The sequence below is a fragment of the Kitasatospora cheerisanensis KCTC 2395 genome (assembly GCF_000696185.1).
GTDB classification, from domain to species: domain Bacteria; phylum Actinomycetota; class Actinomycetes; order Streptomycetales; family Streptomycetaceae; genus Kitasatospora; species Kitasatospora cheerisanensis.
In genome coordinates, this window is the sequence record NZ_KK853997.1 from 4,139,355 (window position 1) to 4,165,251 (window position 25,897).

At 74.4% G+C, this 25,897-nt stretch carries 20 protein-coding genes and 1 pseudogene; 13 read left to right on the top strand and 8 right to left on the bottom strand.

Going from position 1 to position 25,897, the window contains the following annotated elements; genetic code table 11:
* Positions 1-14 precede the first annotated feature (14 nt).
* The 6 genes and pseudogenes from KCH_RS42600 (at position 15) to KCH_RS18835 (ending at position 6,696) form a co-directional block, all read left to right on the top strand.
* Entirely contained in the window at positions 15-983 is a 969-nt protein-coding gene (locus KCH_RS42600) for a hypothetical protein (RefSeq protein WP_208865967.1), read from the top strand.
* 926 nt (positions 984-1,909) lie between these two features.
* Positions 1,910-2,236: a rhodanese-like domain-containing protein gene (locus KCH_RS18815; RefSeq protein ID WP_035872682.1), complete on the top strand. Its 327-nt coding sequence runs from the start codon at positions 1,910-1,912 to the stop codon at positions 2,234-2,236.
* A gap of 47 nt (positions 2,237-2,283) precedes the next feature.
* Positions 2,284-2,919, top strand: coding sequence for a DUF5819 family protein (locus tag KCH_RS18820; protein WP_035864479.1), 636 nt, complete (start codon positions 2,284-2,286; stop codon positions 2,917-2,919).
* 26 nt (positions 2,920-2,945) lie between these two features.
* Positions 2,946-3,874, top strand: a pseudogene (locus KCH_RS44615) (HTTM domain-containing protein).
* 9 nt (positions 3,875-3,883) lie between these two features.
* Entirely contained in the window at positions 3,884-6,019 is a 2,136-nt protein-coding gene (locus KCH_RS18830) for an FUSC family protein (RefSeq protein WP_035864481.1), read from the top strand.
* Positions 6,016-6,696, top strand: coding sequence for a TrmH family RNA methyltransferase (locus tag KCH_RS18835; RefSeq protein ID WP_035864483.1), 681 nt, complete (start codon positions 6,016-6,018; stop codon positions 6,694-6,696). Before KCH_RS18830 ends, KCH_RS18835 begins: the two co-directional genes overlap by 4 nt.
* A 7-nt stretch (positions 6,697-6,703) precedes the next feature.
* Here KCH_RS18835 and KCH_RS18840 read toward each other — a convergent pair whose 3' ends face one another.
* From KCH_RS18840 to KCH_RS18855, 4 genes are all read right to left on the bottom strand, one after another.
* The gene (locus KCH_RS18840) at positions 6,704-7,978 is read right to left on the bottom strand and encodes a peptidoglycan-binding protein (RefSeq protein WP_035872685.1); all 1,275 of its coding nucleotides are present in this window, start codon (positions 7,976-7,978) and stop codon (positions 6,704-6,706) included.
* A 587-nt stretch (positions 7,979-8,565) separates the two neighbouring features.
* The gene (locus KCH_RS18845; protein WP_157032103.1) at positions 8,566-9,678 is read right to left on the bottom strand and encodes a hypothetical protein; all 1,113 of its coding nucleotides are present in this window, start codon (positions 9,676-9,678) and stop codon (positions 8,566-8,568) included.
* A gap of 232 nt (positions 9,679-9,910) precedes the next feature.
* On the bottom strand, positions 9,911-12,076 hold the full coding sequence (locus KCH_RS18850) for a protease pro-enzyme activation domain-containing protein (protein WP_157032104.1): 2,166 nt from the start codon (positions 12,074-12,076) through the stop codon (positions 9,911-9,913).
* A 178-nt stretch (positions 12,077-12,254) separates the two neighbouring features.
* The gene (locus tag KCH_RS18855) at positions 12,255-13,730 is read right to left on the bottom strand and encodes an FAD-dependent monooxygenase (protein ID WP_035864485.1); all 1,476 of its coding nucleotides are present in this window, start codon (positions 13,728-13,730) and stop codon (positions 12,255-12,257) included.
* Positions 13,731-13,861: 131 nt separating this feature from the next.
* On the opposite strand from KCH_RS18855, the gene KCH_RS18860 reads away from it, so the two are divergent.
* On the top strand, positions 13,862-15,106 hold the full coding sequence (locus KCH_RS18860; RefSeq protein WP_244305365.1) for a bifunctional glycosyltransferase family 2/GtrA family protein: 1,245 nt from the start codon (positions 13,862-13,864) through the stop codon (positions 15,104-15,106).
* A 77-nt stretch (positions 15,107-15,183) separates the two neighbouring features.
* On the opposite strand, the gene paaN is transcribed toward KCH_RS18860, so the two are convergent.
* Both paaN and KCH_RS18870 read right to left on the bottom strand, forming a co-directional pair.
* Positions 15,184-16,875: a phenylacetic acid degradation protein PaaN gene (gene paaN / locus KCH_RS18865; protein ID WP_035864490.1), complete on the bottom strand. Its 1,692-nt coding sequence runs from the start codon at positions 16,873-16,875 to the stop codon at positions 15,184-15,186.
* 263 nt (positions 16,876-17,138) lie between these two features.
* Complete coding sequence (locus tag KCH_RS18870) at positions 17,139-18,455, bottom strand: hypothetical protein (RefSeq protein WP_244305366.1); 1,317 nt, start codon at positions 18,453-18,455, stop codon at positions 17,139-17,141.
* A 641-nt stretch (positions 18,456-19,096) separates the two neighbouring features.
* On the opposite strand from KCH_RS18870, the gene KCH_RS18875 reads away from it, so the two are divergent.
* On the top strand, positions 19,097-19,681 hold the full coding sequence (locus KCH_RS18875) for a TetR/AcrR family transcriptional regulator (protein ID WP_035864491.1): 585 nt from the start codon (positions 19,097-19,099) through the stop codon (positions 19,679-19,681).
* A 7-nt stretch (positions 19,682-19,688) separates the two neighbouring features.
* On the opposite strand, the gene KCH_RS18880 is transcribed toward KCH_RS18875, so the two are convergent.
* Entirely contained in the window at positions 19,689-20,156 is a 468-nt protein-coding gene (locus KCH_RS18880) for an Lrp/AsnC family transcriptional regulator (protein ID WP_035864493.1), read from the bottom strand.
* A gap of 148 nt (positions 20,157-20,304) precedes the next feature.
* Here KCH_RS18880 and pdhA point away from each other — a divergent pair, with 148 nt between their 5' ends.
* The 5 genes from pdhA (at position 20,305) to KCH_RS18900 (ending at position 25,245) form a co-directional block, all read left to right on the top strand.
* Positions 20,305-21,456, top strand: coding sequence for a pyruvate dehydrogenase (acetyl-transferring) E1 component subunit alpha (gene pdhA, locus KCH_RS18885; RefSeq protein ID WP_035864496.1), 1,152 nt, complete (start codon positions 20,305-20,307; stop codon positions 21,454-21,456).
* Positions 21,453-22,460 carry an alpha-ketoacid dehydrogenase subunit beta gene (locus tag KCH_RS18890; RefSeq protein WP_035864498.1) on the top strand — a complete coding sequence of 336 codons (1,008 nt, stop codon included), beginning with the start codon at positions 21,453-21,455 and terminating at the stop codon, positions 22,458-22,460. The genes pdhA and KCH_RS18890 overlap by 4 nt, the downstream gene beginning before the upstream one ends.
* A 5-nt stretch (positions 22,461-22,465) precedes the next feature.
* Positions 22,466-23,752 carry a dihydrolipoamide acetyltransferase family protein gene (locus KCH_RS18895; protein ID WP_035872707.1) on the top strand — a complete coding sequence of 429 codons (1,287 nt, stop codon included), beginning with the start codon at positions 22,466-22,468 and terminating at the stop codon, positions 23,750-23,752.
* A 174-nt stretch (positions 23,753-23,926) separates the two neighbouring features.
* Positions 23,927-24,211, top strand: a complete 285-nt coding sequence (locus KCH_RS41440; protein WP_157032105.1) for a hypothetical protein — start codon at positions 23,927-23,929, stop codon at positions 24,209-24,211.
* Positions 24,190-25,245 carry a globin domain-containing protein gene (locus KCH_RS18900; protein WP_084224225.1) on the top strand — a complete coding sequence of 352 codons (1,056 nt, stop codon included), beginning with the start codon at positions 24,190-24,192 and terminating at the stop codon, positions 25,243-25,245. The genes KCH_RS41440 and KCH_RS18900 overlap by 22 nt, the downstream gene beginning before the upstream one ends.
* Before the next feature lie 7 nt (positions 25,246-25,252).
* Here the strand turns inward: KCH_RS18900 and KCH_RS18905 are convergent, their stop codons facing one another.
* Positions 25,253-25,780, bottom strand: coding sequence for an NUDIX domain-containing protein (locus tag KCH_RS18905; protein ID WP_035864501.1), 528 nt, complete (start codon positions 25,778-25,780; stop codon positions 25,253-25,255).
* Positions 25,781-25,897 lie beyond the last annotated feature (117 nt).

Sequence of the window (25,897 nt, forward strand, 5' to 3'; positions counted from 1 at the left end):
CCCGGGGTCGGGCCGTGGGCGGCGGGTTCGCGTGGGGCGGGGACGGTGGCGCCGGCTGCGGGTCCGGCAGCCTGTATCCGTACCCCGAGCGGGCCGCGGGCACCCGTGCCGCGCTGCGGCTCCGCGGGGCGGCGGGCGGTGCGCTCGCGCTGCTGGGCGGCCCGCTGCTGCGGGGTGGGGTAGCGGCGGCCGATCCCGGCGGCGACCCGGGCGGTGCCGGACGGCCCGCCCGGCGAGGACTGGTACGGCAGCACCGGCAGCAGCGTCGCGTCGTCCACCCGCAGTGCGGGCGGGCCGGCGGCGGTCAGCGCGGACAGCAGCCGGCCGCGGCGCTCCGCGGAGCAGGTGGGCAGCAGGGCGGCCAGCGCGTCGGCGGCCTGCCCGGCGGGCGGCGCGAGGGCGGCGGCGACCTGCTGCGGGCGGGCCCCGGCGGGCGCGGCGGCGTACGGGACGAGGCGCTCGCCGAGGGCGATCCGGGGGCCGGAGGCGCGCAGCGGGCGGGCGTCGGCGGCCAGCGCGAGCAGCGAGCGGCCGGCCGGTTCGGCGAGCGGGTAGACCCACCACAGGATGTCGCGCTGCCGTTCCTCGCGGTCGTGCACCGTCATCGCGCCGGCCCACGGGCCGTCCGCGGCGAGGTCGTCGAGGGTGTCGAAGGCGTCGCAGCGGTGCGCGGGGGAGTCCGGGGAGTGGCGGGGGCAGACGGCGGGCAGCAGGCCGTGCGCGGTGCGGCCGGCGGTGACGGCGGCGCGGTGGCCGAACAGTTCCTCGGCGGTGCGGTTCCACACCGCGATCCGGCCGTCCGGGTCGACCAGCACGGCGGCGACCCGCAGCAGCGCCACCACCCCGGCGGGGCGGCCGCCCGGGGGGTCCGCCCGGTCGGGTGCGGAGATGGGCTGGTCCACCATGGATATCGGTCTGCCCCTTTGTGGTTCTTGCTGCTCCTCCTGGCCGGTGCGCGCGTCCTTGCGTGCGTCCTCCAATGAAGCATGGAGATGCCAATGGGAGGTAGTTAATCGGGCAGATTCGTCCGTATCAGTTGCGTGTCGTTGACGGCGCGCCCCCGGCGTGCACCACCGTCACCCGGTCGGGCGGCGCGGCGGCCCCGGTAGGGTTGCCCGGGTGAGCGTACCGAGCGTCGAGGTGTGGGCGGATCCGGAGCGGCAGGAGCTGGAGGAGCGGGTCGCGGCGGCCGAGCTGGCCTGGCTGACCCTGGACGTGGACGTGGCCACCCTGCGGGTGGAGATCGACAACTTCGCACTCGCCCACCACCAGCTGCTCGGCCCGCTGTACGCCGAACTGGACGAGCTGGACGCGCTGATCGCCGAGTCGGTGGCGGCGCTCAGCGGCGACCCGGAGGACCTGCGGCGGGCCCGCGAGGCCGGGAGCGGGTCGAGCCCGCCGAGGAGCGCGGCCCCGCGAGGGCGAGCCGGAGGCCCGCCGGGTGCGGCCCGACAAGGACGCCCAGCGGGTCTACCGCGAACTGGCCCGCCGCGCCCACCCCGACCTGACGACCGACCCGGCCGAGCAGCAGCGCCGCTCGGCGTTCATCGCCCGGGTCAACGAGGCGTACGCGCTGGCCGACACCGAAGCGCTGGAACGGCTCGCCGAGGAGTGGTCCACCGACCCGGAGTCCGCGCCCGCCGTGGACTCCCCCGATCGGCTGGCCTGGCTGCGCCAGCGCCTGGAGTGGCTGACCGGCCGGATCACCGCGCTGGCCACCGAACGCGTCCGGCTGGAGCGCACCCCGATGGGCGAGCTGCTGCTGCTCCGCCCCGACGAGCCGGAGCGCCTGCTGGAGGACCTCGCCGAGCAGCTGCTGGCCACGGCCGCCGACCGGCAGGCCAAGCTGGCCGCGCTGCTGCCCGACAATGGCCCGAACGATCCGTCCCGACCCCAGGAGACCCCCCAGATGTTCGCTCAGCTGCCCACCACCGACGCCGCCTCGGTGCCCGCCGACGCCGTGCTCCTCGACGTCCGCGAGCAGGACGAGTGGGACGCCGGCCACGTGGACGGTGCGCTGCACATCCCGATCGGCCAGGTGGTCGCCCGCCTCGACGAGCTGCCCGACGGCCGGCTGTACGTGCTGTGCCGGGTCGGCGGCCGGTCCGCGCAGGTGGTGCAGTACCTGGTCGCGGGCGGCCGGGACGCGGTGAACGTGGACGGCGGCATGTTCGCCTGGGAGGCCGCCGGCCGTCCGATGGTGAGCAGCGGCGGCCAGGACCCCTTCGTCCTGTAACAGCGGCCCCTCCCGCCTCTGTTCGAACGCGTGCGCGGTGCGGCAGGATGGCCGCCGTGCGCGTCTGGTCGAAGCCCGCCCGGGCGGTGCTGGCGGTCGCCGGGGCGGGGCTCGCGGCCTGCACCCTGGCGTTCCTCGCCGCGCTGTTCCTGCACGTGGCCCCGGAGAACTCGGTGTCCCGGGAGTACCGCGCGCAGCTGAACGCCGTGGTCTACCCGGAGTTCGAGCAGAACTGGCAGCTGTTCGCGCCGGACCCGCTGCAGCGCGAGGTCACCGTCTCCGCCCGGGTGCAGACCGTCGCCGACGACGGCCGGGTCACCACCCGCGACTGGCACCCGCTGAGCGCCCAGGACCTCGCGGCGGTCCGGCACGACCCGGCGCCCAGCCACCTCGACCAGAACCTGCTGCGCCGCGCCTGGGACCTCTACGCGTCCACCCACCCCGACGGCGACGGCCCGAGCCCCGCCGGCTCGCGCGGCCGGATCGCCGAGCAGTACCTGAAGCGGATCGCCCTGCAGCGGATCGGCCGGGCCGGCGAACGGGTGCTGCAGGTGCAGTTGCGGGTCGACACCGCGACCCTCGCCCCGCCCGCCTGGAGCCAGGAGCAGGTCGACACCTCCGTGCACTCCCGCGAGCTGCCCTGGTGGCCGGTGCAGGACGAGGACTGGCGGGGCCTCGAGTGATACCTGGCGGCGCCGTCCGGGCCGCGCTGCCGCGCCTGCTGACCACCCTCGCCCCGTACCAGGCCGCGGCCGTGCGGATCGGTACGGCCGGCACCTGGGGCGCCTTCCTGCTGCGCGAGTGGCCGAACCGGCGGCTGCTGTACGGGGACCGCTCGCCCTGGTCGGCCGAGCTGAACGACCGGCTGCTCGCCGACACCCACGCCTTCACCGTGCTGTCCTGGAGCGGCGGCCGCTGGTGGTTCGAGGCGGTGTACCTGCTGGCGCTGGCCTCGGCGGCGGCCCTCGCGCTCGGCTGGCGCACCCGGGTCAGCGCGGCCGCGTTCGCGCTGACCGTGCTGTCGCTGCAGAACCGCAACGTGCTGGTCGGCGACGGCGGCGACAACCTGGTCCACCTGATGGCGATCTACCTGGTGTTCACCCGCTGCGGCACGGTCTGGTCGCTGGACGCCCGCCGCCGCGCCCGCCGCCCGGCCCCGACCGGGCGGCCTGGAGCGAACCCCGGGCGCTGGCCGACGCGCTGGCCGCGATGCTGCACAACTGCGCGATGCTGGTGATCGCCGCCCAGGTGGTGCTGGTGTACGCCGCGGCCGGCTGGTACAAGGTGCAGGGCTCGCGCTGGCAGGACGGCACCGCCGTCCACTACCCGCTGCACCTGGGCTGGTTCACGCCCTGGCCGGGCCTGTCGGCGCTGCTCGGCGGCAGCCTGCTGGTGACCTTCCTGCTCACCTACGGCACGGTGATCGCCCAGGTCGGCTTCCCGTTCGCGCTGCTGAACCGGCGGCTGAAGAACGTGCTGCTGGTGCTGATGGGCGCCGAGCACCTGGCGATCGCGGTGCTGCTCGGGCTGCCGTTCTTCTCGCTGGCGATGCTCTCGGCCGACGCGGTGTTCTGGCCCACCGGGGCACTGGTGGCGGTGCAGCGCGCGTTGACGGGCCGGCGGCGGAAAAGTCGATAAGCTCCCGACATGTCCTGGTTTGCGGCCCTGCGCGACACCGCGAAGACCGGGCTGACCGTGGACTTCTCGCTCACCAACCCGCGCCGCTCGCTGCGCGCCGCCGTCGCCGCCGCCCTGGTGATCTTCCCGACCATGGCGATCTACGGCCCCGCGCACGCCGCGTCCGCCGCGATGGGCGCGTTCATCGCCGGCGTCGCCACCTTCCAGCGCTCGTTCCGGCCGCGCGCCTCGCTGGCTCTGGTGGCGGGTGCCGGACTGGGCGCGTCGACCTTCCTCGGCTACGTCGCCGTCGGCATCCCCGGGGCGTTCCCGGTGCTGCTCGCGCTCTGGGCGTTCGGGGCGGGCATGGCCTGGGCGGTCAGCCCGACCGCCGGCGTGGTCGCCGCCAACACGCTGGCCGTGATGATGGTGGTGGTGCAGCTGCCGGTCTCGGTGTCCGCCGCGCTCGGCCACGCCCTGCTCTGCTCGGTCGGCGGCGGCGTGCAGGCGCTGGTGGTCACCCTGTGGCCGATCGACAGCTGGCGGGCGCAGCGCGACGCGCTCGCCGACATCTACGCCGGACTCGGCGACTACGCCCGCAACCTGCGCCAGGACCCGGTCGCGCACGTCGACCCGGAGCCGTTCATCGTCGCCCGGCAGGCCGCCCGGCTGACCGCCCGGCAGGCCCGCCGCCGCCCGCCCGAACTGCGCGGCCTGCGCACCATCGCCGAACAGGTCCGCCCCGCGCTGGCCGCGCTCGCCGACCCGCGGGTCGGCGCCGCCGCGGAGGGCCCCGAACGGGACCGGGCCCGCGAGGTGCTGGCTGCCGCCGCCGACGTACTGGACGCGCTGGCCCGGGCGATCCGCACCGGCGAGGCGGTCCGGCTGCCGATGGACACCCCCGGCTTGGCCCTGGCCCGCCCCGGCACCGGCGAGGACCTGCTGCGCGGCGGCGCCCGCCGCTCCGCCCGCCGACTGTCCGGCCTGCTCGGCCGGGCCGCCGACCGGCTCGACCGGCAGGACCGCGGCACCGTCCCGGCCCGGACCGGCACCGGCCTGCACCGCCCCCCGCTGGTCAAGGTGGTGCCCGGCGCGCTCGCCACCATCGGCCGGCAGCTGCACCAGCACTCGGCGATCTTCCACCACGCGGTGCGGATGTCCGCCGTGGTCACCTCCGCCTACCTGGCGGCCCGCCTGCTGGGCATCGAGCACGGCTACTGGGCGCCGATGGCCTCCGCCATGGTGATGCGCCCCGACTTCGCGCAGACCTTCAGCCGCGGCGTCGCCCGGATCGCCGGCACCGCCGTCGGCGTGCTGGTGTCCACCGCCATCGTGCAGGTGTTCAACCCCGACGACTGGGTGCTGGCCGCGCTCGCCGTGGTCTCGATGGGCCTCTCGTACATGATGCTCAGCACCGGGTACGCGCTGCTGACCGCCGCGATCTCCTCCTACGTGGTGTTCCTGCTCGGCCTGCAGCCGGGCGAGCCGGTGCAGCTGGCCGTCGACCGGGTCGCCATGACGCTGCTCGGCGGCGCGGTCGCGCTCGGCGCGTACGCGCTGTTCCCGACCTGGCAGACCGCCCGGCTGCCGGAGCGGCTCGCCGAGTGGCTGGCCGCCGCCGGGCGGTACGCGGCGGCCGTGTTCACCGCGTACGGCGAGCCGGCCGGCGGGCGCGCCGAGGAGAACGTGCGGGCCGCGCTGCTGGACGTCCGGGAGACCCGCAGCGAGATGCTCGCCGCGCTGGACCGGGCCGAGGTGGAGCCGGTGCGGCACTTCGCCAAGGTGCCGGAACTGAGCCGCAAGCAGTTCGACCGGGCCCGCTCCGCGGTCGGCATGCTGGACCGCTCCACCGTCCTGCTGGAGGCCCACCTGCCCGGCGAGGACTCCCTGCTGCTGCCCGGCGCCGCCGCGTTCGGCGAGGAGCTCCGGGACGCCACCGCGATCGCCGCCGCCGCGATCCTGCTCGGCCAGGACGTCGACTTCACCATGCTGCGCGACGCCCACCGCACCTGGGACTACCTGCTGGCCGCGCTCCCCCGCGACGACCGGATCGACGTCACCCGGGCCGGCGCCCGACTCGTCATGCAGGCGCTCACCGAGCTGGAGAAGGCCGTCCGGACGCGCCCGCAGACCGCACGCGAGGAGCCCGTACCCTCGAGTGCGTGAGCGACACCTCGGTACCCCAGCTGGGCGAGCAGTACGACGACGGGCACCTCGCCGACGACCGCGAGATCGGCGTCGGCCCGCACCCCGAACCGTGGCCCGACGACCCCCGGCTCGACCCCGGACTGCTCGCTGCCGGCGACCGGCGCAACGTCACCGACCAGTACCGCTACTGGCGGCACGAGGCGATCGTCGCCGACCTGGACACCCGGCGGCACGGCTTCCACGTCGCCGTCGAGAACTGGCAGCACGACTTCAACATCGGCTCCGTGGTGCGCACCGCCAACGCCTTCCTCGCCGGTGAGGTGCACATCGTCGGCCGGCGCCGCTGGAACCGGCGCGGCGCCATGGTCACCGACCGCTACCAGCACGTCCGCCACCACGACTCGGTGGCCTCGCTCGCCGCGTACGCCGCCGAACGCGGCCTGCCGATCATCGGCATCGACAACCTGCCGGGCGCCGTGCCGCTGGAGACCTACCCGCTGCCCGAACGCTGCGTGCTGCTGTTCGGCCAGGAGGGTCCCGGGCTGACCGAGGAGGCCTGGAAGCACTCGACGGCGGTCTGCTCCATCGCCCAGTTCGGCTCCACCCGCTCCATCAACGCCGGGGCGGCCGCCGCGATCGCCATGCACGCATGGGTGCGGGAGCACGCCGCGATCGACGCGCTCCCGCAGGACTGACCACCGGTCAGGAGAAGAGCAGCCTCCAGGTGTGCGGCCCCGGGTAGCCGTCCGCCTCGGAGCCCGACCAGCCCTGGGCGCGCTGGAACGCCTCCACGTTGCGGCGGTCCGCCTCGCCCCAGTCCGCGCTCGGGCCCTCCTGGTAGAAGCTGCCGAAGCCCTTCTGCACCAGCTGCCGGCCCAACTGCGTCACGTAGTCGTTCACCTTCCCGGGCCCGAACTTGTCCGCGCCCGGGAACGGCGGAGCGGACTGCGGGGGCGGCGGCGGAGGGGACGGGACGCCCGCCGCCGGCGGGATGTCCTTCCCCTTGTGGTGCACCAGGAAGTCCCAGGTGTCCTTGCCCGGGTAGCCGTCCGCCTCCGCGCCCCGCCAGCCCTGCGCCAACTGGAACGCCTCGGTGGCCTTCCGGTCCGCCTCGCCCCAGTCCGGGCTCGGCCCCTCCCGGTAGAACCGGCCGCCGCCCCGCTCCACCAGCAGCTTCCCCAGCCGGGTCACGTAGTCGTTCACCTTCCCCGGCCCGAACCGATCCGCCCCCGGGAACGCGTCCCCGTCCGGCGCGGGCATCGGCTGGCTCAACCCCTTGTACCGGTACGGCACGTACTTGCCCGAGTTGCTCCAGTACGCGTACGGGGTGCTGCGCTCGGTCGTGCCCGGACGGGTCTGCTCCAGCGCCGTGTACTTGGTGTGCGCCGCGTCCACCCAGCCGCCGAACAGCACCGTGTGCGAGCCGCCCTGCGGGTCCTTCGCGTTGTTGTAGATCAGCGCGTCGCCCGGCTGGAGATCGTCCTTCGAGATCCGGTCGGCGAAGTCCGGCAGCGTCCAGGTGGTCTGACTGCTGCCCAGACCCCACGCCATCGACACGAACCCCGAACAGTCCTGGCGGTAACCGTCCGACCAGTACTTCGTCATGCTGTACGGCACCTTCTGGTCCACCCAGCCCTGCGCCCGCCGCAGGATCTCCGCCCGCGAGGTGGCCGCCTGCGGCGCCAGCGAACGGCGGGCCTCCACCGGCTCGCCGAACAGGCCCGCGACCTCGCCCTGCGGCGAATCCGCCGCCAGCGGGCTGCTGTCGGTCCGCGGCGCGGCGGAGGCTATCGACGCCACCCCGCCACCGCCCAGCACACTCCCGACGGCGGCGAGCAGCACCGCCGCCCGCCGCGCACCACGGGCCTGCGCGGAGGCGCCATGACCCGACCGGACCGCCAGATGCCGCGCCCGGCGGCGCGCACTGCACCCGCCGCAGACACAGGCCTCGTCCGGCTCGACCTCGCTGAACTCCATCAGCACGGGAGGGACCGCCTTTCCTCGTTGAGTGGACTCACCTTCCACGGAGGTAACAGCACGGACCACCTGATGGGCGGCCGGACGGGGCAATCGGGTGAACGACGCGCGGGCGGAAAGAGAGTGACGGAGGGTCGGCTGCGCCGGGCCGGGGGCGAGGGGGTAAGGGCGCGGAGGTGGCAGCACGGGCCACCTGGCGGGCGGCCGGGCACTGGTCGACCGGGTGAACGACGCGCGGGCGGAGAGGGAGTGACGGAGGGTCGGCTGCGCCGGGCCGGGGGCGTGGGGGATGGGGGCGCGGAGGTGGCAGCACGGGCCACCTGGCGGGTGGGCGGGCGCTGGTCGACCGGGTGAACAGCGGGCTTCCGCGCCGGGGTTGACGGGCAGTCGGCTGCGCCGGGTGGGTCGGGAGGGGAGGGCAGGACGGGCGGGGGTCGTCGCCGTGGGGGCTCGGCGGCGTTGCCGAGGGAGTGGGTGGGGCACTGGCCGTGGACGTGGGGTGGGTCGGGGTGGTGCCCGGGGTGGGCACGGCCGGGGACGGGGGTGGGTCGAAGGCGGCGCCGGGGGTGAGGGGGTGTCAGGGAGGGTTATTCCCACTGCCAGCGGATGCCCACCTGGCCGGGTTGTTGGTCGGCGGTGAGGACGTGGGCGCTGGCGGAGGCGCCGATCCAGAGGGGTTCGCGGTGGCGGTCGGTCTCGGCGCCGGGGGTGCGGTCGAAGCGTTCGCACTGGACGGGGACGGCGGCGGGGTCGAAGTGGACCTGCAGGACGTATTCCCGCACGGGGCCGGCGAAGAACCGTCCGTAGTCGGTGGTGGGGCCGGAGTCGGGGATCTGCACCTCGTACTCGAGGACGGTGGAGTCGCCGAGGGCGAGCGGCCGGTCGAGGAGGAGCTCGGCGACCAGCAGGCCGATGTGCGGGCGGCGGCGGACCCGGCCGAGGCGGGCGTGCCGGACGTTGGTGATCTCGGGGCAGACGTCGCTGCTCTCGTCGGCCTTGTGGACCACGACGTGGCGGGTGACGCCGTCGACGGTGGCGCGGACCACCTGACGCATCCGCAGCAGGTGGCCGCGGCGAGAGGCGTCGACGTAGTAGGCGTCGTGGATGGACTGCCGTTCGAGCTGGCCGGCGGGCGGGGCGTCGAGCTCGGCGAAGACCTCGCCGAGCTCGGTCTGGCCGGGCCAGACCTGTTCGACCCGCAGGCCGTCGGGGGCCGGGCCCTGGGCGACCCAGCGGCCGCGCGGGCGGGGCGGGCCGAGCAGCGAGGTGAGGGCGGCGTGGCGCAGCCCGAGGAGCTCTTCGAGCAGGTGGACGGCGCGCAGCGAGGTGGCCCGTTCGGGCTGGCTGCGGCCGCGGCGCCAGTAACTGAGCGTGGTGACGCTGACCCTGACGCCCTGTTTGGCGAGCGCGGCGCGGATCCGGTCGAGGCTGAGCCCGCTGTGCTCGATGGCGGCGTTCAGGACCTCGGCGAAGCCGGCCTGCGCGGTGACGGCCGCGACGGGGGCGACCGCGGCGGCGGGCGCGACGGCCGGGACGGCGGCGGCCTGCGCGGGGCGGCGGCCGGGACGGCGGAGCCGCGAACGGCCGGGGGCCCCGCCGGTGCGGCCGGTCCGGCCGGTGGCCGGTCGCCGCCGTGCTCGCGCTGCCCGACCAGACGGAGCCGGCCGGCAGGCTGTGGTTGCTGTGAGCCCATGCGACACCTTCCCCACCCGGCGGATTCGGTGGGTTCGCCCCGGCTCCGCGGTGCGTCGGAGGTGCGCCGCCGAGTGTGTGGGAACCCTATGCAGGGTTGAGAGGCTACGTCATCAATCAGGACATATGACAGTGGTCACGACAAGTATTTCGCAGGCGGACCGAACAGGAAACACTCCTGACACACAGGTGCCGGGAGAGCCCGTGAAAGGCCCTCCCGGCACCCCTGCTGAGCTGCGGTCAGGAGACGTTGAGCGCGGTGTCGTCGATCACGAAGCTGGTCTGCAGCGAGGAGTCCTCGACGCCGGTGAACTTCACGGTGACGGTCTGTCCGGCGTAGGCGGACAGGTCGACGGTCTTCTGGACGTACCCGGTGCTCTTGTCGAGGTTGGAGTACGTCGCCACCGAGGTGCCGTTGACCGAGAGGGTCAGCTTGTCGTACGCGGTGGTGCCGGTCTCGGCGGTGTCGACGTGCAGCCAGAAGCTGAAGCTCGCCTTGCAGCCGGCCGGGACGGCCACCGACTGGGAGACGGTGTCGGTGTGGGCGGAGCCGTAGCCGTCCAGCCAGGCCTTCCAGGAACCGCTGTGGGCGGCCTCGGAGGTGGAGTTGTCGACCACGCCGGTGGAGGTGGTCCACGGGGCGGCGGTGCCGGTCTCGAAGCCGGGGTTGCCGAGCAGCTGGGCGGCGGTGCAGCCGCCGGTGGGCGGCGGGGTGGTGCCGCCGGTGCCGAGCAGGGCGTTGGTGAGGCCGTCCGCGATCGGGGTGCCCCAGCCGGTGACCTGGTCGTAGCCGGTCTTGGTGCCGAAGTCCTGGTTCGAGCCGCTGGTCACGTCGTGGAAGGACGTGCCGTAGGAGCTGCTGTTGGCGACCGCGTACAGCTTCGGGTTGGCCTCGCCCAGGTTGGGCTTGGAGGCGGCCTTGGCCTTCTGGTTGTACAGCGCGGCGTAGCCGGACCACAGCGGGGCGGCCGCGGAGGTGCCGCCGTAGACCTGCCAGCCGGCGCTGCTGGTGCCCTGGGTGTAGATCGCGAAGCCGGAGTTCGGGTCGGCGTTGGAGGCGATGTCGGGCACGGTGCGCATGGTGCCGGTGACGTTGGTGCCGGTCTGCCAGGTCGGCTTGGCGAACTGGGTGGAGACGCCGCCGCCGGCGGTGCTCCAGGCGCTCTCCGAGCTGTACGTGGTGCCGGACACCTTGAGGTTGGTGCCGCCGACGCCGGTGTTGTACGGGCTGGAGGCGGGGAAGTCCACGGCCTTCACGGTGGAGCCCGAGGTGGAGCGGGTGCAGTCCCGGGAGCCGTCGTCGCCGGACGCCGAGAAGATCGAGATGCCCTGGGCGGCGGCCTGCTTGAAGGAGTTGTTCACCGCGGTCATCGAGGAGGCGGTGGTGTCCGGCTCGCAGGAGCCCCAGGAGATGGAGATGACCGAGACCCGGTTGTCCGAGACGATCTTGGCGGCCATGTCGATCTCGCCCTGGTCGCTGTTGGGCGCCTCGTAGACCAGCTGGGTGGCCTTGGGGGCGACGCCGCGCACGATCTCCGAGTCCAGCTCGACCTCGCCCTGGCCGTCGCCGGGCTTCGAGTCGTAGTTGGCGCCGTCCACCGACACGGTGGAGACCGCCGGACCGGACAGGCCGAACTGGCTGTCGTAGGTGGTCAGGTTGGTCGACTTGTAGCCGTCGAACTCCCAGAGGGCGACGGTGGAGCCGGTGCCGTCCGCGCCCAGCTGGTTGAGGCGGTAGGCGCCGTCGTAGGTGGACGGGCCGAAGCCGCTCGGGGTGGCGTGCGGGGTGGCCGCGCCGGGCTTGGCGATCCGGGTGGTGCGCACGGTGTGGTCGTTGAGGCCGCTGACGCCCTCGACCACGCCGGCCAGCGAGGCCGGCACCGAGGCGGCGGCGTCGTTGGCGAAGAAGGTCCGGTTGCCCTGCTGCGGGTCGCTGTACGTCGACTCGTGGGTGCCGAACGCGGCGGCGACCGCGGAGGCGGAGCCGGTGGCGTTCACCACCTGGCGGTTCTCGCTCACCGAGGCGACCTTCAGGCCCTGCGCGGTCAGGAATGCGCGGACCTGGTCCACGTCGGCCTGGGTCGGGCCGAAACGCTCGTTGAACTGTGCCGGAGTCAGGTAGTGCCCGAATTCCGTGGCGCCGGGAGTGGAGACCGCGGAAAGGAAGCGGTCCAGCTCGGCGGTGTTGCGCAGTTTCAGGCTGACCGCGACGGATATCTGCCGGTCGGCCGGCACGTCTCCCTGCTTGTGGGAGCGCGCCACCGCCGGAGTGACGGTCTGCGGCAGCGCCACCCGGGCGCTGGCGTTCGGGGTCGGCGCCGCCTGGGCGGTGCCGACGCCCAACGAGACGGCGGTGAGGGGAAGGACAGCCAGGGCTGCGGCAAGGGCGAGCGAGCGGGGTCGCACGGGCTCCTCCGGAAATCTGGGGGCGTTCCGGTTTTCGAAAACGCTCGCCAGAAATCTTTCAGAGCGGGCCCGCGAATTGGCCCATGCCCAAGCAATTGCTTACTAAAAAACAGTCAACTGTGGAACCGGCGGCATTTCAGTGAATGAACTGAATTGCCACCGGTGAATTCAGTGAATATCAGGGCCGGCCCAGCCACTGGCTGAGCGCCGCCCGCAGCTCGCCCCTGGTCGGGTCGGCGCAGGCCCAGGCCGCGTAGCCGTCGGGACGGACCAGCAGCACGGTGTCCCGCAGCTTCCCGTGCGGGTCGGCGGGGGCGGCGGTGACCACCCGCTCCGACCAGGAGTCCGCCACCGAGAGCTCGTCGTTGCTGATCAGCACGGCCTTCCCGGCGCGCAGCGCCTCGTGCAGCCGGGACGGGCCGCCGGGCACGTCCACCGCCAGGCGCAGGTCCGGGACGCGGCGGCCGGCCAGCGGGTGGGCGCCCTTCTCGGCGGGGTAGCCGAAGCCGATGCCGGAGATCTGCTTGGCGCCCAGCTCGGCCAGCGGGCCGAGGTGGCCGGCGGCGGCGCCGATCGCCGAGCGCAGCGCCCGGGTGGAGGCGTGCCGGCCGAGGGCGAGCCGGACCAGGGCGCCGGAGCTGCGCAGCACCGCCCGGCCGACCGGGTGCCGCTCGGTCTGGTAGGTGTCCAGCAGGGCGTCGGGGCCCCAGCCGCGGACGGCGGCGACCAGCTTCCAGCTCAGGTTGGCGGCGTCCTGGAGGCCGGTGTTCATGCCCTGGCCGCCGGCCGGGGAGTGGCAGTGCGCGGCGTCTCCGGCCAGGAACACCCGGCCGGAGCGGTAGCTGGTGGCCTGGCGTTCGTCGCTGTGGAAGCGGGAGGTCCAGCGGGCCTCGGTGAGGCGGAGGTCACGGCCCATCACCTCGCGCACCAGGTCGGCGAGTTCGGACAGCACCACCGGGTCGGAGTCGGGGACCTGGCGGTCGCGGTCCCAGCCGATCACCCGGTGCCAGCCGTCGCCGTACGAGGCGAGGAAGGCGAAGCCGCGTTCGCCGGCGCCGGCGGTCAGCGGCTGGTCGGGCTGCTGCTCCAGGCGGACGTCGGCGAGCATCACCGAGCGCACCACGGACTCGCCGGGGAACGGGATGCCGAGCAGGTCGCGCACGGCCGAGTGGACGCCGTCCGCGCCGACCGCGTAGCGGGCCCGCAGCCGCTGCTCGCCGTCGGCGGTGCGGACGGTCAGGGTGACGCCCTCGGCGTCCTGCCGGAGGCCGGTCAGTTCGGCGCCGCGGCGCAGGTCCGCGCCCGCCTTGACGGCGCGGTCGCGCAGCACCCGCTCGGTGTTCGACTGCGGGGTGACCAGGACGAAGGGGAAGCGGGTGGGCAGGGCGGCGAGGTCGATCCGGAGCCGGCCGAAGGCCTGCAGGGAGGGCATGGTGCGGCCGGTGGCGATCAGTTCGTCGGCGAGGCCGCGGGCGTCCAGGAGTTCCAGGGTGCGGGCGTGCACGGCGAACGCCCTGGTCAGGTTGGACTCCTCGGCGCGCCTGTCGACCACGGTGACCCGCAGTCCGGCCGCGGCCAGGTCGCCGGCCAGCAGCAGGCCGGTCGGGCCGGCTCCGACCACCAGTACGTCGGCGGTGAACTCGGTCTCGGACATGCCGTCATCTCCCGTCGTCATCCCTCGTCGGCCGGTGGTCAACGGACCGGAGTCCCACGGCTTTCGGGTTCTCAGCGCGCTCTCAGACTGCCATCATCGCGGCCCCATCCGAGGCTGTGAACCTCCTTTCCATGACTCAGCCAGCGATGCGTCGGACCCTGCGTCCCGTTCCGGCGGCCGACGGCCGGTCCCCGGCCGGGGACGTGGTCCGGACGCGGCTCGTGGAGATCGTCGTCCCGGTGTACAACGAGCAGCACTCGCTGGAGCGCTGCGTCGAGGAGCTGCACGCCTACCTGTCGGAGACCTTCCCCTACGACTACCTGATCACGGTGGCCGACAACGCCTCGGTGGACGGCACCTGGGAGGTCGCCGCCGGCCTCGCCGAGCGGATCCCGCAGGTCCGGGCGGTGCACCTGGACCTGAAGGGGCGCGGCCGGGCGCTGCGGCAGGTGTGGGGGGAGAGCGAGGCGGACGTGGTGGCGTACATGGACGTCGACCTGTCCACCGGCCTGGAGGCGTTCCTGCCGCTGGTCGCGCCGCTGCTGTCCGGGCACAGCGACCTGGCGATCGGCAGCCGGCTGCACCGGGGTTCGGCGGTGGTGCGCGGCCCCAAGCGGGAGTTCATCTCGCGCACCTACAACTTCCTGCTGCGGGCCACCATGGCCGCGAAGTTCTCGGACGCCCAGTGCGGGTTCAAGGCGGGCCGCACCGAGGTGGTCAAGCGGCTGCTGGACCGGGTGGAGGACAACGCCTGGTTCTTCGACACCGAACTGCTGCTGCTCGCCGAGGCGTCCGGGCTGCGGATCCACGAGGTGCCGGTGGACTGGGTGGACGACCCGGACAGCCGGGTGGACATCGTCCGCACCGCGCTGGACGACCTGAAGGGCATGCTGCGGGTGGCCCGGCGCACTCTGGCCGGCAAGGGCGCGGTGGAGCTGCCGAGCCGGGTCCGGCAGGCCCGGGTGCCGGTCGGGTTGGGCTGGCAGGCCGTCAGCTTCGCGGTGATCGGGGTGCTGTGCACCGTCGCCTACATGCTGCTGTTCCTGGCGCTGCGTCAACTGGTGCCCGCGCTGGCCGCCAACGCGCTGGCGCTCGGCGTGACCGCCGTGTTCAACACCGCCGCGAACCGGCGCTTCACCTTCGGGATAACGGGCCGGCGGGACGCCCTCAAGCACCAGCTGGAGGGCGGCCTGGCGTTCCTGGTGGGGCTGGCGCTGACCAGCGGTGCGGTGGCGGTGCTGCACGCGGCCTCCCCGCACGCCGGGCACGGCGTGGAGCTGGCCGTGCTGGTGGCGGCGAACGCCGCGGCCACCCTGGTGCGGTTCGTGCTGCTGCGGGCGTGGGTGTTCAACCCGCGCCGCGGCAGGACTCCCTGACCCCCTGTCCTCTCCCCCCCCGGGACAGGGAAAGCGGGCCCGGACACGCGTCCGGGCCCGCTGTGCCGCCCGACGGGCTACTTGCGGATCTCGACGGTGCGGAACCGGTTGGCGACGAACGCGGCGTCGCAGTACGCCGAGTTGGCGGCCGGGTTGGCGCCGGTGCCGTGCAGGTCGGAGAAGGCCGCGGTCTGGTTGACGTACACGCCGCCGGTGAGGTTCAGCGACAGCGAGACGCCGGCGTCCAGGCAGGCCTCGATCAGGGCCGACTCGACCTCGGCGTCGGTGGTGTAGGCGCCGGCCGTCATCGCGCCGTGGTCGATCGTGGTGCGGCGCAGCAGTTCGACGGCGGCGGCGGTGGACTCCACCGCGACGGCGAACGCGACCGGGCCGAAGCACTCGGTCAGGAAGCGCGAGCGGTCGTCGGGCTTGTCGGCGTCGGCCTTCACCAGGGCGGGCGTGCGGATGGTCGCGCCGGGGAACTCCGGCGAGGCCACCACCCGCGGGGCGAGGGCGAGTTCGCCGAACTCCCCGCCGGCCGCGGCGGCGCTGCGCTGCAGCACCCCGGGGTTGACCACGGCGCCGAGGATCGCGGCGGCCCGGGCGTCGTCGCCGAGCAGGCCCTCGACGGCGGCGGCCAGGTCGGCCACCACCTGCTCGTAGGAGCGCTCGCCGTCCTCGGTGCGGATGCCGGTGCGCGGGATCAGCAGGTTCTGCGGGGTGGTGCACATCTGGCCGCTGTACAGGCTGAGCGAGAACGCCAGGTTGTCCAGCATGCCGCGGTAGTTGTCGGTCGAGTCCAGCACGACCGTGTTGACGCCGGCCTTCTCGGTGTACACCTGCGCCTGGCGGGCGTTGTCCTCCAGCCAGTCGCCGAAGCCGGTGGAGCCGGTGTAGTCGATCAGCTTGACCTCGGGGCGCACCGCCAGCACCTGGGCGATCGAGGAGCCCTCGCGCTCGGCGGCCAGGCAGATCAGGTTCGGGTCGAAGCCGGCCTCGGCGAGCACCTCGCGGGCGATCCGCACGGTCAGCGCCAGCGGCAGCACGGCCCGCGGGTGCGGCTTGACCAGCACGCCGTTGCCGGTGGCCAGCGAGGCGAACAGGCCCGGGAAGCCGTTCCAGGTGGGGAAGGTGTTGCAGCCGATCAGCAGCGCGGTGCCGCGCGGCACGGCGGTGAACTCCTTGGTGAGCACCAGCGGGTCGCGCTTGCCCTGCGGCTTGGTCCACTGCGCGGAGCGCGGCAGCCGGGTCTGCTCGGCGTACGCGTACGCCACCGCCTCGACGCCGCGGTCCTGGGCGTGCGGGCCGCCGGCCTGGAAGGCCATGCCGTACGCCTGGCCGGTGGTGTGCATCACCGCCTGCGCGAACTCGTGCGAGCGGGCGTTGATCCGGGCCAGGATCTCCAGGCAGACCGCGGCGCGGGCGGCCGGGCCGGCCTTCGCCCACGCGGGGCGGGCCGCCTCCAGCGCGGCCAGCAGCGCGTCCGGCTCGGCGTGCGGGTAGCCGATGCCCAGCTCGATGCCGTACGGCGAGGCTTCGCCGGTCACCGGCTCGCCGCCGTCGGGGTGGCCCGGCAGCTCGAACACCTGGCCCAGCAGGGCGTCGAAGGCGGCCTTGCCGTCGGCGGCGGCGTTCTCGCCGTACGCCTTCGGGAACTCCGGGTACGGCGACCAGTAGTCGCGGGACTCGGCCGCGGCCACGGCGCGGTCGAGGGTGTCCTGGTGGCGGGCGATCAGTTCGGCGACCGGCAGGGGGGTCGCAGCGGCCATGGTGCGCTCCTCACGGGGGCAGGCGGGACACGGCTCAGCGTAACCGAACGATCGGTCGGTGCAAGGGTTACCCGGAAGCCGGTCGTCGCAGCGCTGTGGGAGCATCCTCGCCGCTGCGCTCCGGCGGCGGAAGCAGGCCTGCCCGGGAACGGCCCCGGGAGGGCGTTCCCGGGCAGGCCGGACGAGCGCGAACGGGCGCTCCTGCCCGCGGTCCTGTCGGGCGCGGGAGCGCACCCATCGGGTCGGAGCAGGAGCGGCGCCGGTTACGGGATGCCGAGCTGGAAGATGACGTAGCCGGCGTACCAGCCGGAGGACAGCGCGGCCACGCCGAGCACGGTGGCCAGGTTCCGCAGCCGGACCCGGGCCAGCGCCACCGCGAGCGGGATCAGCAGCGGGAAGATCGGCAGCACGAAGCGGGACAGTGTGCCGAACATCTGCTGGCTGCCGAGCACCATCACCAGCGTCCCCACCGTGTACACCGTCAGCACCAGCGGCGGGCGCTTGGACAGCAGCGCCACCAGCAGGATCGGCAGGGCGAGCAGCACCAGGACCGCGATCAGGTCCTCGGTCGGGTACGTGAACAGGTAGTTGGTCTCGCCGCGCAGCACGTTGGTGGCCGCCCGCAGGGTGTAGCGGCCCCAGTCGAAGAAGTGCAGCCAGCCGCCGCGCTGCAGGGTGATGTAGCCGTCCAGGTGCCCCATCCGGTAGCCGACCCAGGCCAGGTAGCCCAGGCAGCCGACCGGCGGCAGCAGGATCGCGGTGAGCGGCCCCGCCACGCCGTCCGAGCGCTTCCACAGCGCGATCGCGGCGGCCAGCGCCACACCCGCGATCAGCGGCACCGAGCTCGGCCGGGCCAGGCCCGCCATGAAGGTCACCACGGCGGCGCTCAGCCAGTTGCGGTCGACGACGAAGTAGCAGGCCCAGGCGGCCAGCGCGACGAACACCGACTCCGAGTAGACCGCCCACTCCACGCCCGAGCCCGGGAACGCCGCCCACAGGCCGGCCGCGATCACGCCGGCCCGGCGGCCGTAGAGCTTGGACACCACGGCGAAGATGCCGGCCGCGGCGAGGAACGAGGCGAGGATCGACACCAGCATGCCGGAGCCGTACAGGCCGAGGCCCAGGTTCGACACCAGGCGGATCAGCCCCGGATACAGCGGGAAGAACGCCGCGGAATTCTGCTTGATGCTGAAGAATCCCTGCTCCGGAATCAGCTGGGGGTCGTAACCCTCGTGCGCGACCCGCTGGTACCAGAGGCCGTCCCAACTTCCCAGCACGTCCCACGGGTGCGCGCCGCCGCCGAAACGCGGGTCGTTCGTCAGATAGTGCCCGTTGGTTTCCAGCAGCCACATGAATGCGGCGAATCCGGCGAGTTTCACCGCGCCGTACAGGGCGAGCGCCGGTCCGAACCGCTCCGCGAGCCGGCGGATTCCGACGGCCACCGAGGAGCCGGGTTCCGGCCCGGCCGCCTCCTCCGGCTCCGGAAGGTCGGCCTCGACGGGGACCTCGTCCTCGGTCGCGGTCGCGCTCGCGGCGGTGGTCGGTGGACGACCCGCCATCCCTTGCCGGACGACACCCACGGGCCGCCTCCATCCTGTGCCATTTCGGGCCGCCGGGCGCGGCGGTGCCGACAGTGTAAGGCCGCTCCAGGCCTGATCACAGGGGGCACGAGGGCGGTGCGTCGGGCCGGTCGCGACGGGAGCGCCGCCGGGCCGGAACCACTCCTGGTCTCGGTCGTACCAGAGCGGATCGGCGCCGCCGCGGCGGTCCCGCGGGATCGCGTTCGCGCCCCCGGAGGCGCCCGGCCGCCGCCGCCGGGGCGGGCGCCGGTGCCGCGGCCGGCCGCTCCGCTCCGCGGGCGGCCGCCGCAGCTGCCGCTCGGCGCTGCCGGCGCCGGTCCGCCGCACGGCGTCCGGCCGTCGGCGGCGCCCGCACCGGGAGGCCCGGGCACGGCCCGTTCCCGGCGGGCGCGTTCGGCGTGGCGCCCGGCCGGCGGCGGCCGCGGCGAAACGGACGGGCGTTTGCCCCGGGGGAATTCCCCGCACGGGCCGGGCGGAAAAAGGCGTGCGCGCTTTGCCGAATTCGCGGGATCCGGCCGGGCATTCCCGATCTTTTGCGCCGATGTCGGGCAATCGGAACGCCCGGGCCGGGCGTTTCGCCGGGCGGCCGGGAACGGCACCCCGGCTGACGGGACGGATGCGGCGGGGAGATACTCGTTGCCATGGCCGAAAACCTCACGCGCGCCTCCTACACGGTCGAGTCGCTGCTCGCCGTCACGGTGCGGGTCTTCAACGAGCGCGGATACGACGGCACCTCGATGGAGGACCTGTCCCGGGCCGCCGGGATCTCCAAGTCCTCGATCTACCACCACGTGCGCGGCAAGGAGGAACTGCTGCGGCTGGCCGTCGGGCGGGCGCTGGACGCGCTGTTCGCGACGCTGGAGGAGCCGAAGGCGGTCGAGGGCCGGCCGGTGGACCGGCTGGAGCACGTGGTGCGCCGCACCGCCGAGGTGCTGCTGGCCGAACTGCCGTACGTGACGCTGCTGCTGAGGGTCCGCGGGAACACCGCGACCGAGCAGTGGGCGCTGGAGCGGCGGCGCGACTTCGACCACCGGGTCGCCGAACTCCTCCAGGAGGCCGTCACCGCGGGCGAGCTGCGGGCCGACGTGGAGCCCCGGCTGGCCACCCGGCTGCTGTTCGGCATGATCAACTCGGTGGTGGAGTGGTACCGCCCCGGCCAGGGCGGCACCGAGGGCCTGCCGGAGGCCGTCGTCCAGCTGGCGTTCGACGGCCTGCGGGCGCGCTAGCCGCGGATCACGGGGCGTCCGACGGAATGTGGTCGGTCTCCTCGAACACCAGCATGGTGCGGGTGCCGAGCACCTGGGGGATGGACTGGATGCTGCCCAGGACGAGTTCGCGCAGCTCCCGGTTGTCGGCGGTGTGCACCAGCATCAGCACGTCGTAGTCGCCGCCGACCAGCGCGATGTGCGCGACCCCGGGCAGCTGCAGCAGCTGCTCGCGGACGGTGCGCCAGGAGTTCTGGACGATCCGCAGCGTGACGTACGCGGACGCGGCCTGCCCGGCCCGCTCGTGGTCGATGCGGGCCGTGAAGCCGCGGATCACCCCGTCCTCGACCATCCTGGATATCCGGGCGTAGGCGTTCGCCCGGGACACGTGCACCCGCTCGGCGACCGAGCGGATCGAGGCGCGACCGTCCTGCCGCAGCAGCCGCAGGATCGACCGGTCGACACGGTCGAGTCTGGACACCTGTTCAGCCGACATGGCCCCCCATCCCTCGCAATTGGACGTGCTGCCCCCAGCAGACCGCCCTTTCGGCCGACTGTCCACCGTCTTGACGGGGATATGGTCAAGATGAACAGACGACCGAACAATCGGTAGGGAGCCCCCATCACCCCGGAGGTGCCCCGACATGACCGTCATGGACCACAGGGACCAGTCCGACCCGGCCGTCGTGCCCGGCTGGCTGCCCGGCGCCACCGCGCCCCGCACCGACCCCGCCCCGCTGCTGCCGGACGCCGAACCGTTCCGCGTCCTGGGCACCCCCGCCGCGGACAAGGCCGACCCCGGCCTGCTGCGGGAGCTGTACCGCCGGCTGGTCGCCGGCCGCCGCTACAACCAGCAGGCCACCACCCTCACCAAGCAGGGCCGACTCGCCGTCTACCCGGCGTCCACCGGCCAGGAGGCCTGCCAGGTCGCAGCGGCACTCGCGCTGCGCGCCGACGACTGGATGTTCCCCTCCTACCGCGACACCCTCGCCGTGGTCGCCCGCGGCGTCGACCCGCTGCAGGCGCTGACCCTGCTGCGCGGCAGCGCCCACACCGGCTACGACCCGCGCGCCACCCGCACCGCCCCGCTGTGCACCCCGCTGGCCACCCAGGTCCCGCACGCGGTCGGCCTCGCCCACGCCGCCCGGCTGGCCGGGGACGACACCGTCGCCCTGGCGCTGCTCGGCGACGGCGGCACCAGCGAGGGCGACTTCCACGAGGGCCTGAACTTCGCGGCCGTGCTGCACGCCCCCGTGGTGTTCCTGGTGCAGAACAACGGCTACGCGATCTCCGTCCCGCTGACCCGGCAGTCCGCCGCGCCGACCCTCGCCCACAAGGCGGTCGGCTACGGCATCCCCGGCCGGCTGGTCGACGGCAACGACGCCGCGGCCGTGCACCAGGTGCTCACCGAGGCCGTCGAGCGGGCCCGCACCGGCGGCGGCCCGACCCTGGTGGAGGCCCTCACCTACCGGGTCGAGGCGCACACCAACGCCGACGACGCCACCCGCTACCGGCACGCCGAGGAGGTCACCGCCTGGCAGGCGCACGACCCGATCCGGCTGCTGGAGGACGCCCTGCGCGAGCGCGGCCTGCTCGACGAGCAGCTGGTCGCCGAGGCCGCCGACGAGGCCGAGGCGATGGCCGCCCGGATGCGCGCCGAGTTCCACGCCGACCCCGACCTCGACCCGATGTCGCTGTTCGCGCACGTCTACGCCGAACCCACCCAGCAGCTGCGCGAACAGGCCGCGCAGCTGGCCGCCGAGCTGGCCGCGGAGGCCGAGGTGCACGCCCGATGACCACCGCCACCCGTGAACAGTCCGGCCTGCGCACCGGCACCATGGCGCAGGCCCTGAACGCCGCGCTGCGCGACGCGATGCGCGCCGACAAGTCCGTGCACGTGCTCGGCGAGGACGTCGGCGCCCTCGGCGGCGTCTTCCGGATCACCGACGGCCTGACCGCCGAGTTCGGCGCCGACCGCTGCCTCGACACCCCGCTCGCCGAGGCCGGCATCCTCGGCACCGCCGTCGGCATGGCCATGTACGGGCTGCGCCCCGTGGTGGAGATGCAGTTCGACGCCTTCGCCTACCCGGCGATGGAGCAACTCGTCTCGCACGTCGCCAAGATGCGCAACCGCACCGCCGGGAAGCTCCCGCTGCCGATCACCGTCCGCGTCCCGTACGGCGGCGGCATCGGCGGCGTCGAGCACCACAGCGACGCCTCCGAGGCGTACTACGCGCACACCCCCGGCCTGCACGTGGTCACCCCCGCCACTGTCGCCGACGCGTACGGGCTGCTGCGGGAGGCGATCGCCTCCGACGACCCCGTGGTGTTCCTGGAGCCCAAGCGCCTGTACTGGGGCAAGGCCGAGTGGGATCCGGCGGCCGGCGTCGAACCGATCGGGAAGGCGGTGCTGCGCCGGCCCGGGACCTCGGCGGTGCTGGTCACCTACGGCCCGTCGCTGCCGGTCTGCCTGGAGGCCGCCGAGGCCGCGAAGGCCGAGGGCTGGGACCTGGCCGTGCTGGACCTGCGCTCGCTGGTGCCGTTCGACGAGGCCACCGCCTGCGAGGTGGTCCGCTCGCTGGGCCGCGCCGTGGTGGTGCACGAGGCGAGCGGCTTCGGCGGGGCCGGGGCGGAGATCGCCGCCCGGCTGACCGAGAAGTGCTTCCACCACCTGGCCGCGCCGGTGCTGCGGGTCACCGGGTTCGACATCCCGTACCCGCCGCCGATGCTGGAGCACCACCACCTGCCCGGGGTGGACCGGATCCTGGACGCCGTCGCCCGGCTCCAATGGGAGGAGTGATGGCGATGCCGGTGGTCCGCGAGTTCACGCTGCCCGACCTCGGTGAGGGACTCACCGGGGCCGAGGTGGTGCGCTGGATGGTCGAGGTCGGCGAGGTGATCGCCGTCGACCAGCCGGTGGTGGAGGTGGAGACCGCCAAGGCGGTGGTCGAGGTGCCCTGCCCGTACGGCGGGGTGGTCACCGCCCGGTTCGGCGAGGTCGGGCAGGAGGTGCCGGTCGGCGCGCCGCTGGTCACCGTGGCCGTCGCGCCCGGGCCGGTGCCCGAGGACGTCGAGCCCGCCGCCCCCGAGGCGGAACGGCCGCTGGTCGGGTTCGGCGTCGCCGAGACCCGCCGGGCCGGCCGCCGCCGGGTCGCGCCGGGCGGTGCCGCGCCCGCCGCCGCGCCCGCGCTGCCGGTCGCCCCGGTGGTGGTGGCGCCGCCCGCCGCGGTGCGCGCCCCGGCCGTGCTCGCAGTGATCTCGCCGCTGGTGCGCCGGATCGCCCGCGAGCACGGGATCGACCTGGCGCAGGTGGCCGGCAGCGGCCCGGAGGGGCTGATCACCCGCCGGGACGTGGAACGGGCGATCCAGCAGGCGCAGACCGCCCCCGTCGAGGTTCCACGTGGAACGGACGAGGAACTGGTGCCGCTGCGCGGGCTGCGCCGCACCGTGGCCGAGAAGCTGACCCGCAGCCACCGGGAGATCCCGGCGGCGACCTGCTGGGTGGACGCCGACGCCACCGAACTGATGGCGCTGCGTGCCCAGTTGAACCAGGTGCCGGGCCCGAAGGTGAGCGTGCTGGCGCTGCTGGCGCGGATCTGCCTGGCCGGACTGGAGCGCTTCCCCAAGCTCAACTCCAGCGTGGAGGGCGACGCCGTCCGCCGGCACCGCGCCGTCCACCTGGGCTTCGCGGCGCAGGGGCAGCGCGGGCTGCTGGTGCCGGTGGTGCGGGACGCACAACTGCTGGGCACCGAACGGCTGTCGGTGGAGCTGGCCCGGCTGACCGAGGCGGCCCGGGCCGGGTCGCTCGGCCCGGCGGAGCTGACCGGTGGGACGTTCACGCTGAACAACTACGGGGTGTTCGGGGTGGACGGCTCCACGCCGATCCTCAACCACCCGGAGGCGGCGATGCTCGGGGTGGGCCGGATCACCCCGAAGCCGTGGGTGCACGAGGGCGAGCTGGCGGTCCGTCAGGTCACCCAGCTGTCCTTCACCTTCGACCACCGGGTCTGCGACGGGGGCACCGCGGGCGGCTTCCTGCGGTTCGTCGCGGACTGCGTCGAGCGCCCGGGGATGCTGCTGCGCGGACTCTGAGCCGGGCCCGCCCCGGCCCGGTGCGCGAGGACGCGCCCGGGCCGGGGGTGGGGAGGGTAGCGGGTCGACCGGCCGGATGTCCGGGATTCGCCGGATTCGTCGGAACGGACGGGCTGCCGGTGCCACTGTGCTGGGGCGTCAGCAGCTCGGTCGACCGGAAGCGGAACGATTCCCTTGACTACTCGTCAGCTCGCACTCGTACCGGTCCTCCCGGCGAAGCCCACCCGGCCGCCGACCGTGCCCGCCGGGCTGTACCCGCCGACGCTCAACCGGGTCGGCCCGGACGACCGGTGGGCGCTGGCCTGGGGCGTGCACGGCGCCGGGGCGCAGCCGGTCGCGGTGGAGCGGGCGGCCGGCCGGGGCAGCCGCCGGACGCGGCGGACCTGGCGCTGGCCGGAGCCGTGCTGGCGGCGCTGCGGCCGGTCGCGGACCGGGCGATGGCGCACTTCTTCGCGCTGATGTTCCTGCGCCACCCGGAGCTGCGGGCGGTGTTCCCCGCCGCCATGGACGGGCCGCGCGAGCAGCTGCTCCGGGTGCTGCGGGAGTGCGTGCGGCACGGCGACGACCCGGCGGCGCTGCGCGACCGGCTGGGCCCGCTGGCCCGCCGCTGCCGCAAGTACGGGGTGCTGAGCGGGCACTACGCCTCCGCCGCGGACTGCCTGGTGGAGGCGCTGGCCCGGTACGGCAGCGGGTGGGACGAGCGGGCCGAGGCGGCCTGGCGGCGGCTGCTGGCGCCGGTGGCGCGGCTGCTGGTCGAGGCCGCGGAGGAGGACGCGCGCGCCACCCCGCCGTGGTGGCAGGCCGAGGTGGTGGCGCACCGGCAGGCGGCCGAGGGCGTCGCGGTGCTGACGCTCCGTCCGGACCAGCCGTACCCGTTCCGGGCCGGGCAGTACGCGGAGGTGGAGACGCCCTGGTGGCCGCGGGTGTGGCGGCCCTACTCGTTCGGGTCGGCGCCGCGGGCGGACGGGCTGCTGACGCTGCACGTGAAGGCGGTGCCGGCGGGCTGGGTGAGCAACGCGCTGGTGCACCGGGCGCGGGCCGGCGACGTGCTGCGGCTGGGCGCGGCGGAGGGCGGCATGACGGTGGACCACGCGTCGGGGCAGGACCTGCTGTGCCTGGGCGGCGGCACCGGGATCGGGCCGATCGGCGCGCTGGTCGAGGAGGTCGCCGAGCACGGCGCGGCGGGCCGCCGGGTGGAGGTGTTCTACGGGGCGCGCCGGGAGGCGGGCCTGTACCGGCTGGCCGAGCTGCGCGAACTCGCCGCGCGGCACCGCTGGCTGACGGTGCGTCCGGTGCTGTCCGAGCAGGGCCCGGCCGGCTGCCCGCCGGCCGGGGAGCTGCCGGAGGCGGTGGCCCGGCAGGCGCCGTGGCACGGCTTCGCGGCGTACCTGAGCGGCCCGGCTCCGATGGTGCGGGCCGGGGCGGCGGTGCTGCGCCGGTGTGGGCTGCCGCCCGGGGCGATCCGGCACGACCTGGCGGAGCAGCAGGTCTGACGGCCGCTCAGCCCAGGTCGTCCGCGAGCAGGGCGCGGACGCCCTCGATGTTGGCGGCGAGGTAGGCGCGGAGGCTGGGAGGGACGACGTTGACCGAGGTGACGCCCTCGCGGGTGAACGGCACCCGGACGATCGCGTACTCGCCGTTGGGCTGCTCCACCTCGGGGCCGTGCCGGCGGGCCGGGTCGAGGCCGGTGAGCCGGCAGACGAAGAAGTGCTGCACCTTGACGCCGTGCGGGTGGGCGGGGGTGCCGTCGTCGTGGTGGGAGTGCGCGACGGTGTCCACGAAGGCGGGCACCACGTCGGTGATCTTCCCGCCGAGCTCCTCGTCGATCTCGCGGTGCAGCGCGGCGACCACGCTCGGGTCGGAGGACTCGACGCCGCCGCCGGGGGTGATCCAGTACGGGTGCGGGGAGCCGGGGCGGACCCGGCGGATCAGCACCAGGGAGGCGGGGGCGTGCGGGTCGGCCGGATCGAACTCCAGCAGGATCGCGCGGGCGGTGCGCTTGACGACAGGACGGACCGGGCCCGGCATGACTGTCACCTCCGTGGCACGAGGGTTGTGCGGGAGTCTCCCGCGCGCCGGTGGCCGCGAAACTCGTACACGGGAGCGAATCGGAGGGATCTGTTCCGCCGTTCGGGTGGAACGGCA

What these genes read in the sequence shown, in the direction of transcription:
- paaN (WP_035864490.1), bottom strand. Translation starts at nt 16,875, where the DNA reads ATGGCCGCTGCGACCCCCCTGCCGGTCGCCGAACTGATCGCCCGCCAC.
- KCH_RS18890 (WP_035864498.1), top strand. Translation starts at nt 21,453, where the DNA reads ATGACCACCGCCACCCGTGAACAGTCCGGCCTGCGCACCGGCACCATG.
- KCH_RS18830 (WP_035864481.1), top strand. Translation starts at nt 3,884, where the DNA reads ATGTCCTGGTTTGCGGCCCTGCGCGACACCGCGAAGACCGGGCTGACC.
- KCH_RS18905 (WP_035864501.1), bottom strand. Translation starts at nt 25,780, where the DNA reads ATGCCGGGCCCGGTCCGTCCTGTCGTCAAGCGCACCGCCCGCGCGATC.
- KCH_RS18840 (WP_035872685.1), bottom strand. Translation starts at nt 7,978, where the DNA reads ATGGAGTTCAGCGAGGTCGAGCCGGACGAGGCCTGTGTCTGCGGCGGG.
- pdhA (WP_035864496.1), top strand. Translation starts at nt 20,305, where the DNA reads ATGACCGTCATGGACCACAGGGACCAGTCCGACCCGGCCGTCGTGCCC.
- KCH_RS18820 (WP_035864479.1), top strand. Translation starts at nt 2,284, where the DNA reads ATGGCCGCCGTGCGCGTCTGGTCGAAGCCCGCCCGGGCGGTGCTGGCG.
- KCH_RS18880 (WP_035864493.1), bottom strand. Translation starts at nt 20,156, where the DNA reads ATGTCGGCTGAACAGGTGTCCAGACTCGACCGTGTCGACCGGTCGATC.
- KCH_RS18875 (WP_035864491.1), top strand. Translation starts at nt 19,097, where the DNA reads ATGGCCGAAAACCTCACGCGCGCCTCCTACACGGTCGAGTCGCTGCTC.
- KCH_RS18900 (WP_084224225.1), top strand. Translation starts at nt 24,190, where the DNA reads ATGGCGCACTTCTTCGCGCTGATGTTCCTGCGCCACCCGGAGCTGCGG.
- KCH_RS18815 (WP_035872682.1), top strand. Translation starts at nt 1,910, where the DNA reads ATGTTCGCTCAGCTGCCCACCACCGACGCCGCCTCGGTGCCCGCCGAC.
- KCH_RS18860 (WP_244305365.1), top strand. Translation starts at nt 13,862, where the DNA reads ATGACTCAGCCAGCGATGCGTCGGACCCTGCGTCCCGTTCCGGCGGCC.
- KCH_RS18895 (WP_035872707.1), top strand. Translation starts at nt 22,466, where the DNA reads ATGCCGGTGGTCCGCGAGTTCACGCTGCCCGACCTCGGTGAGGGACTC.
- KCH_RS18855 (WP_035864485.1), bottom strand. Translation starts at nt 13,730, where the DNA reads ATGTCCGAGACCGAGTTCACCGCCGACGTACTGGTGGTCGGAGCCGGC.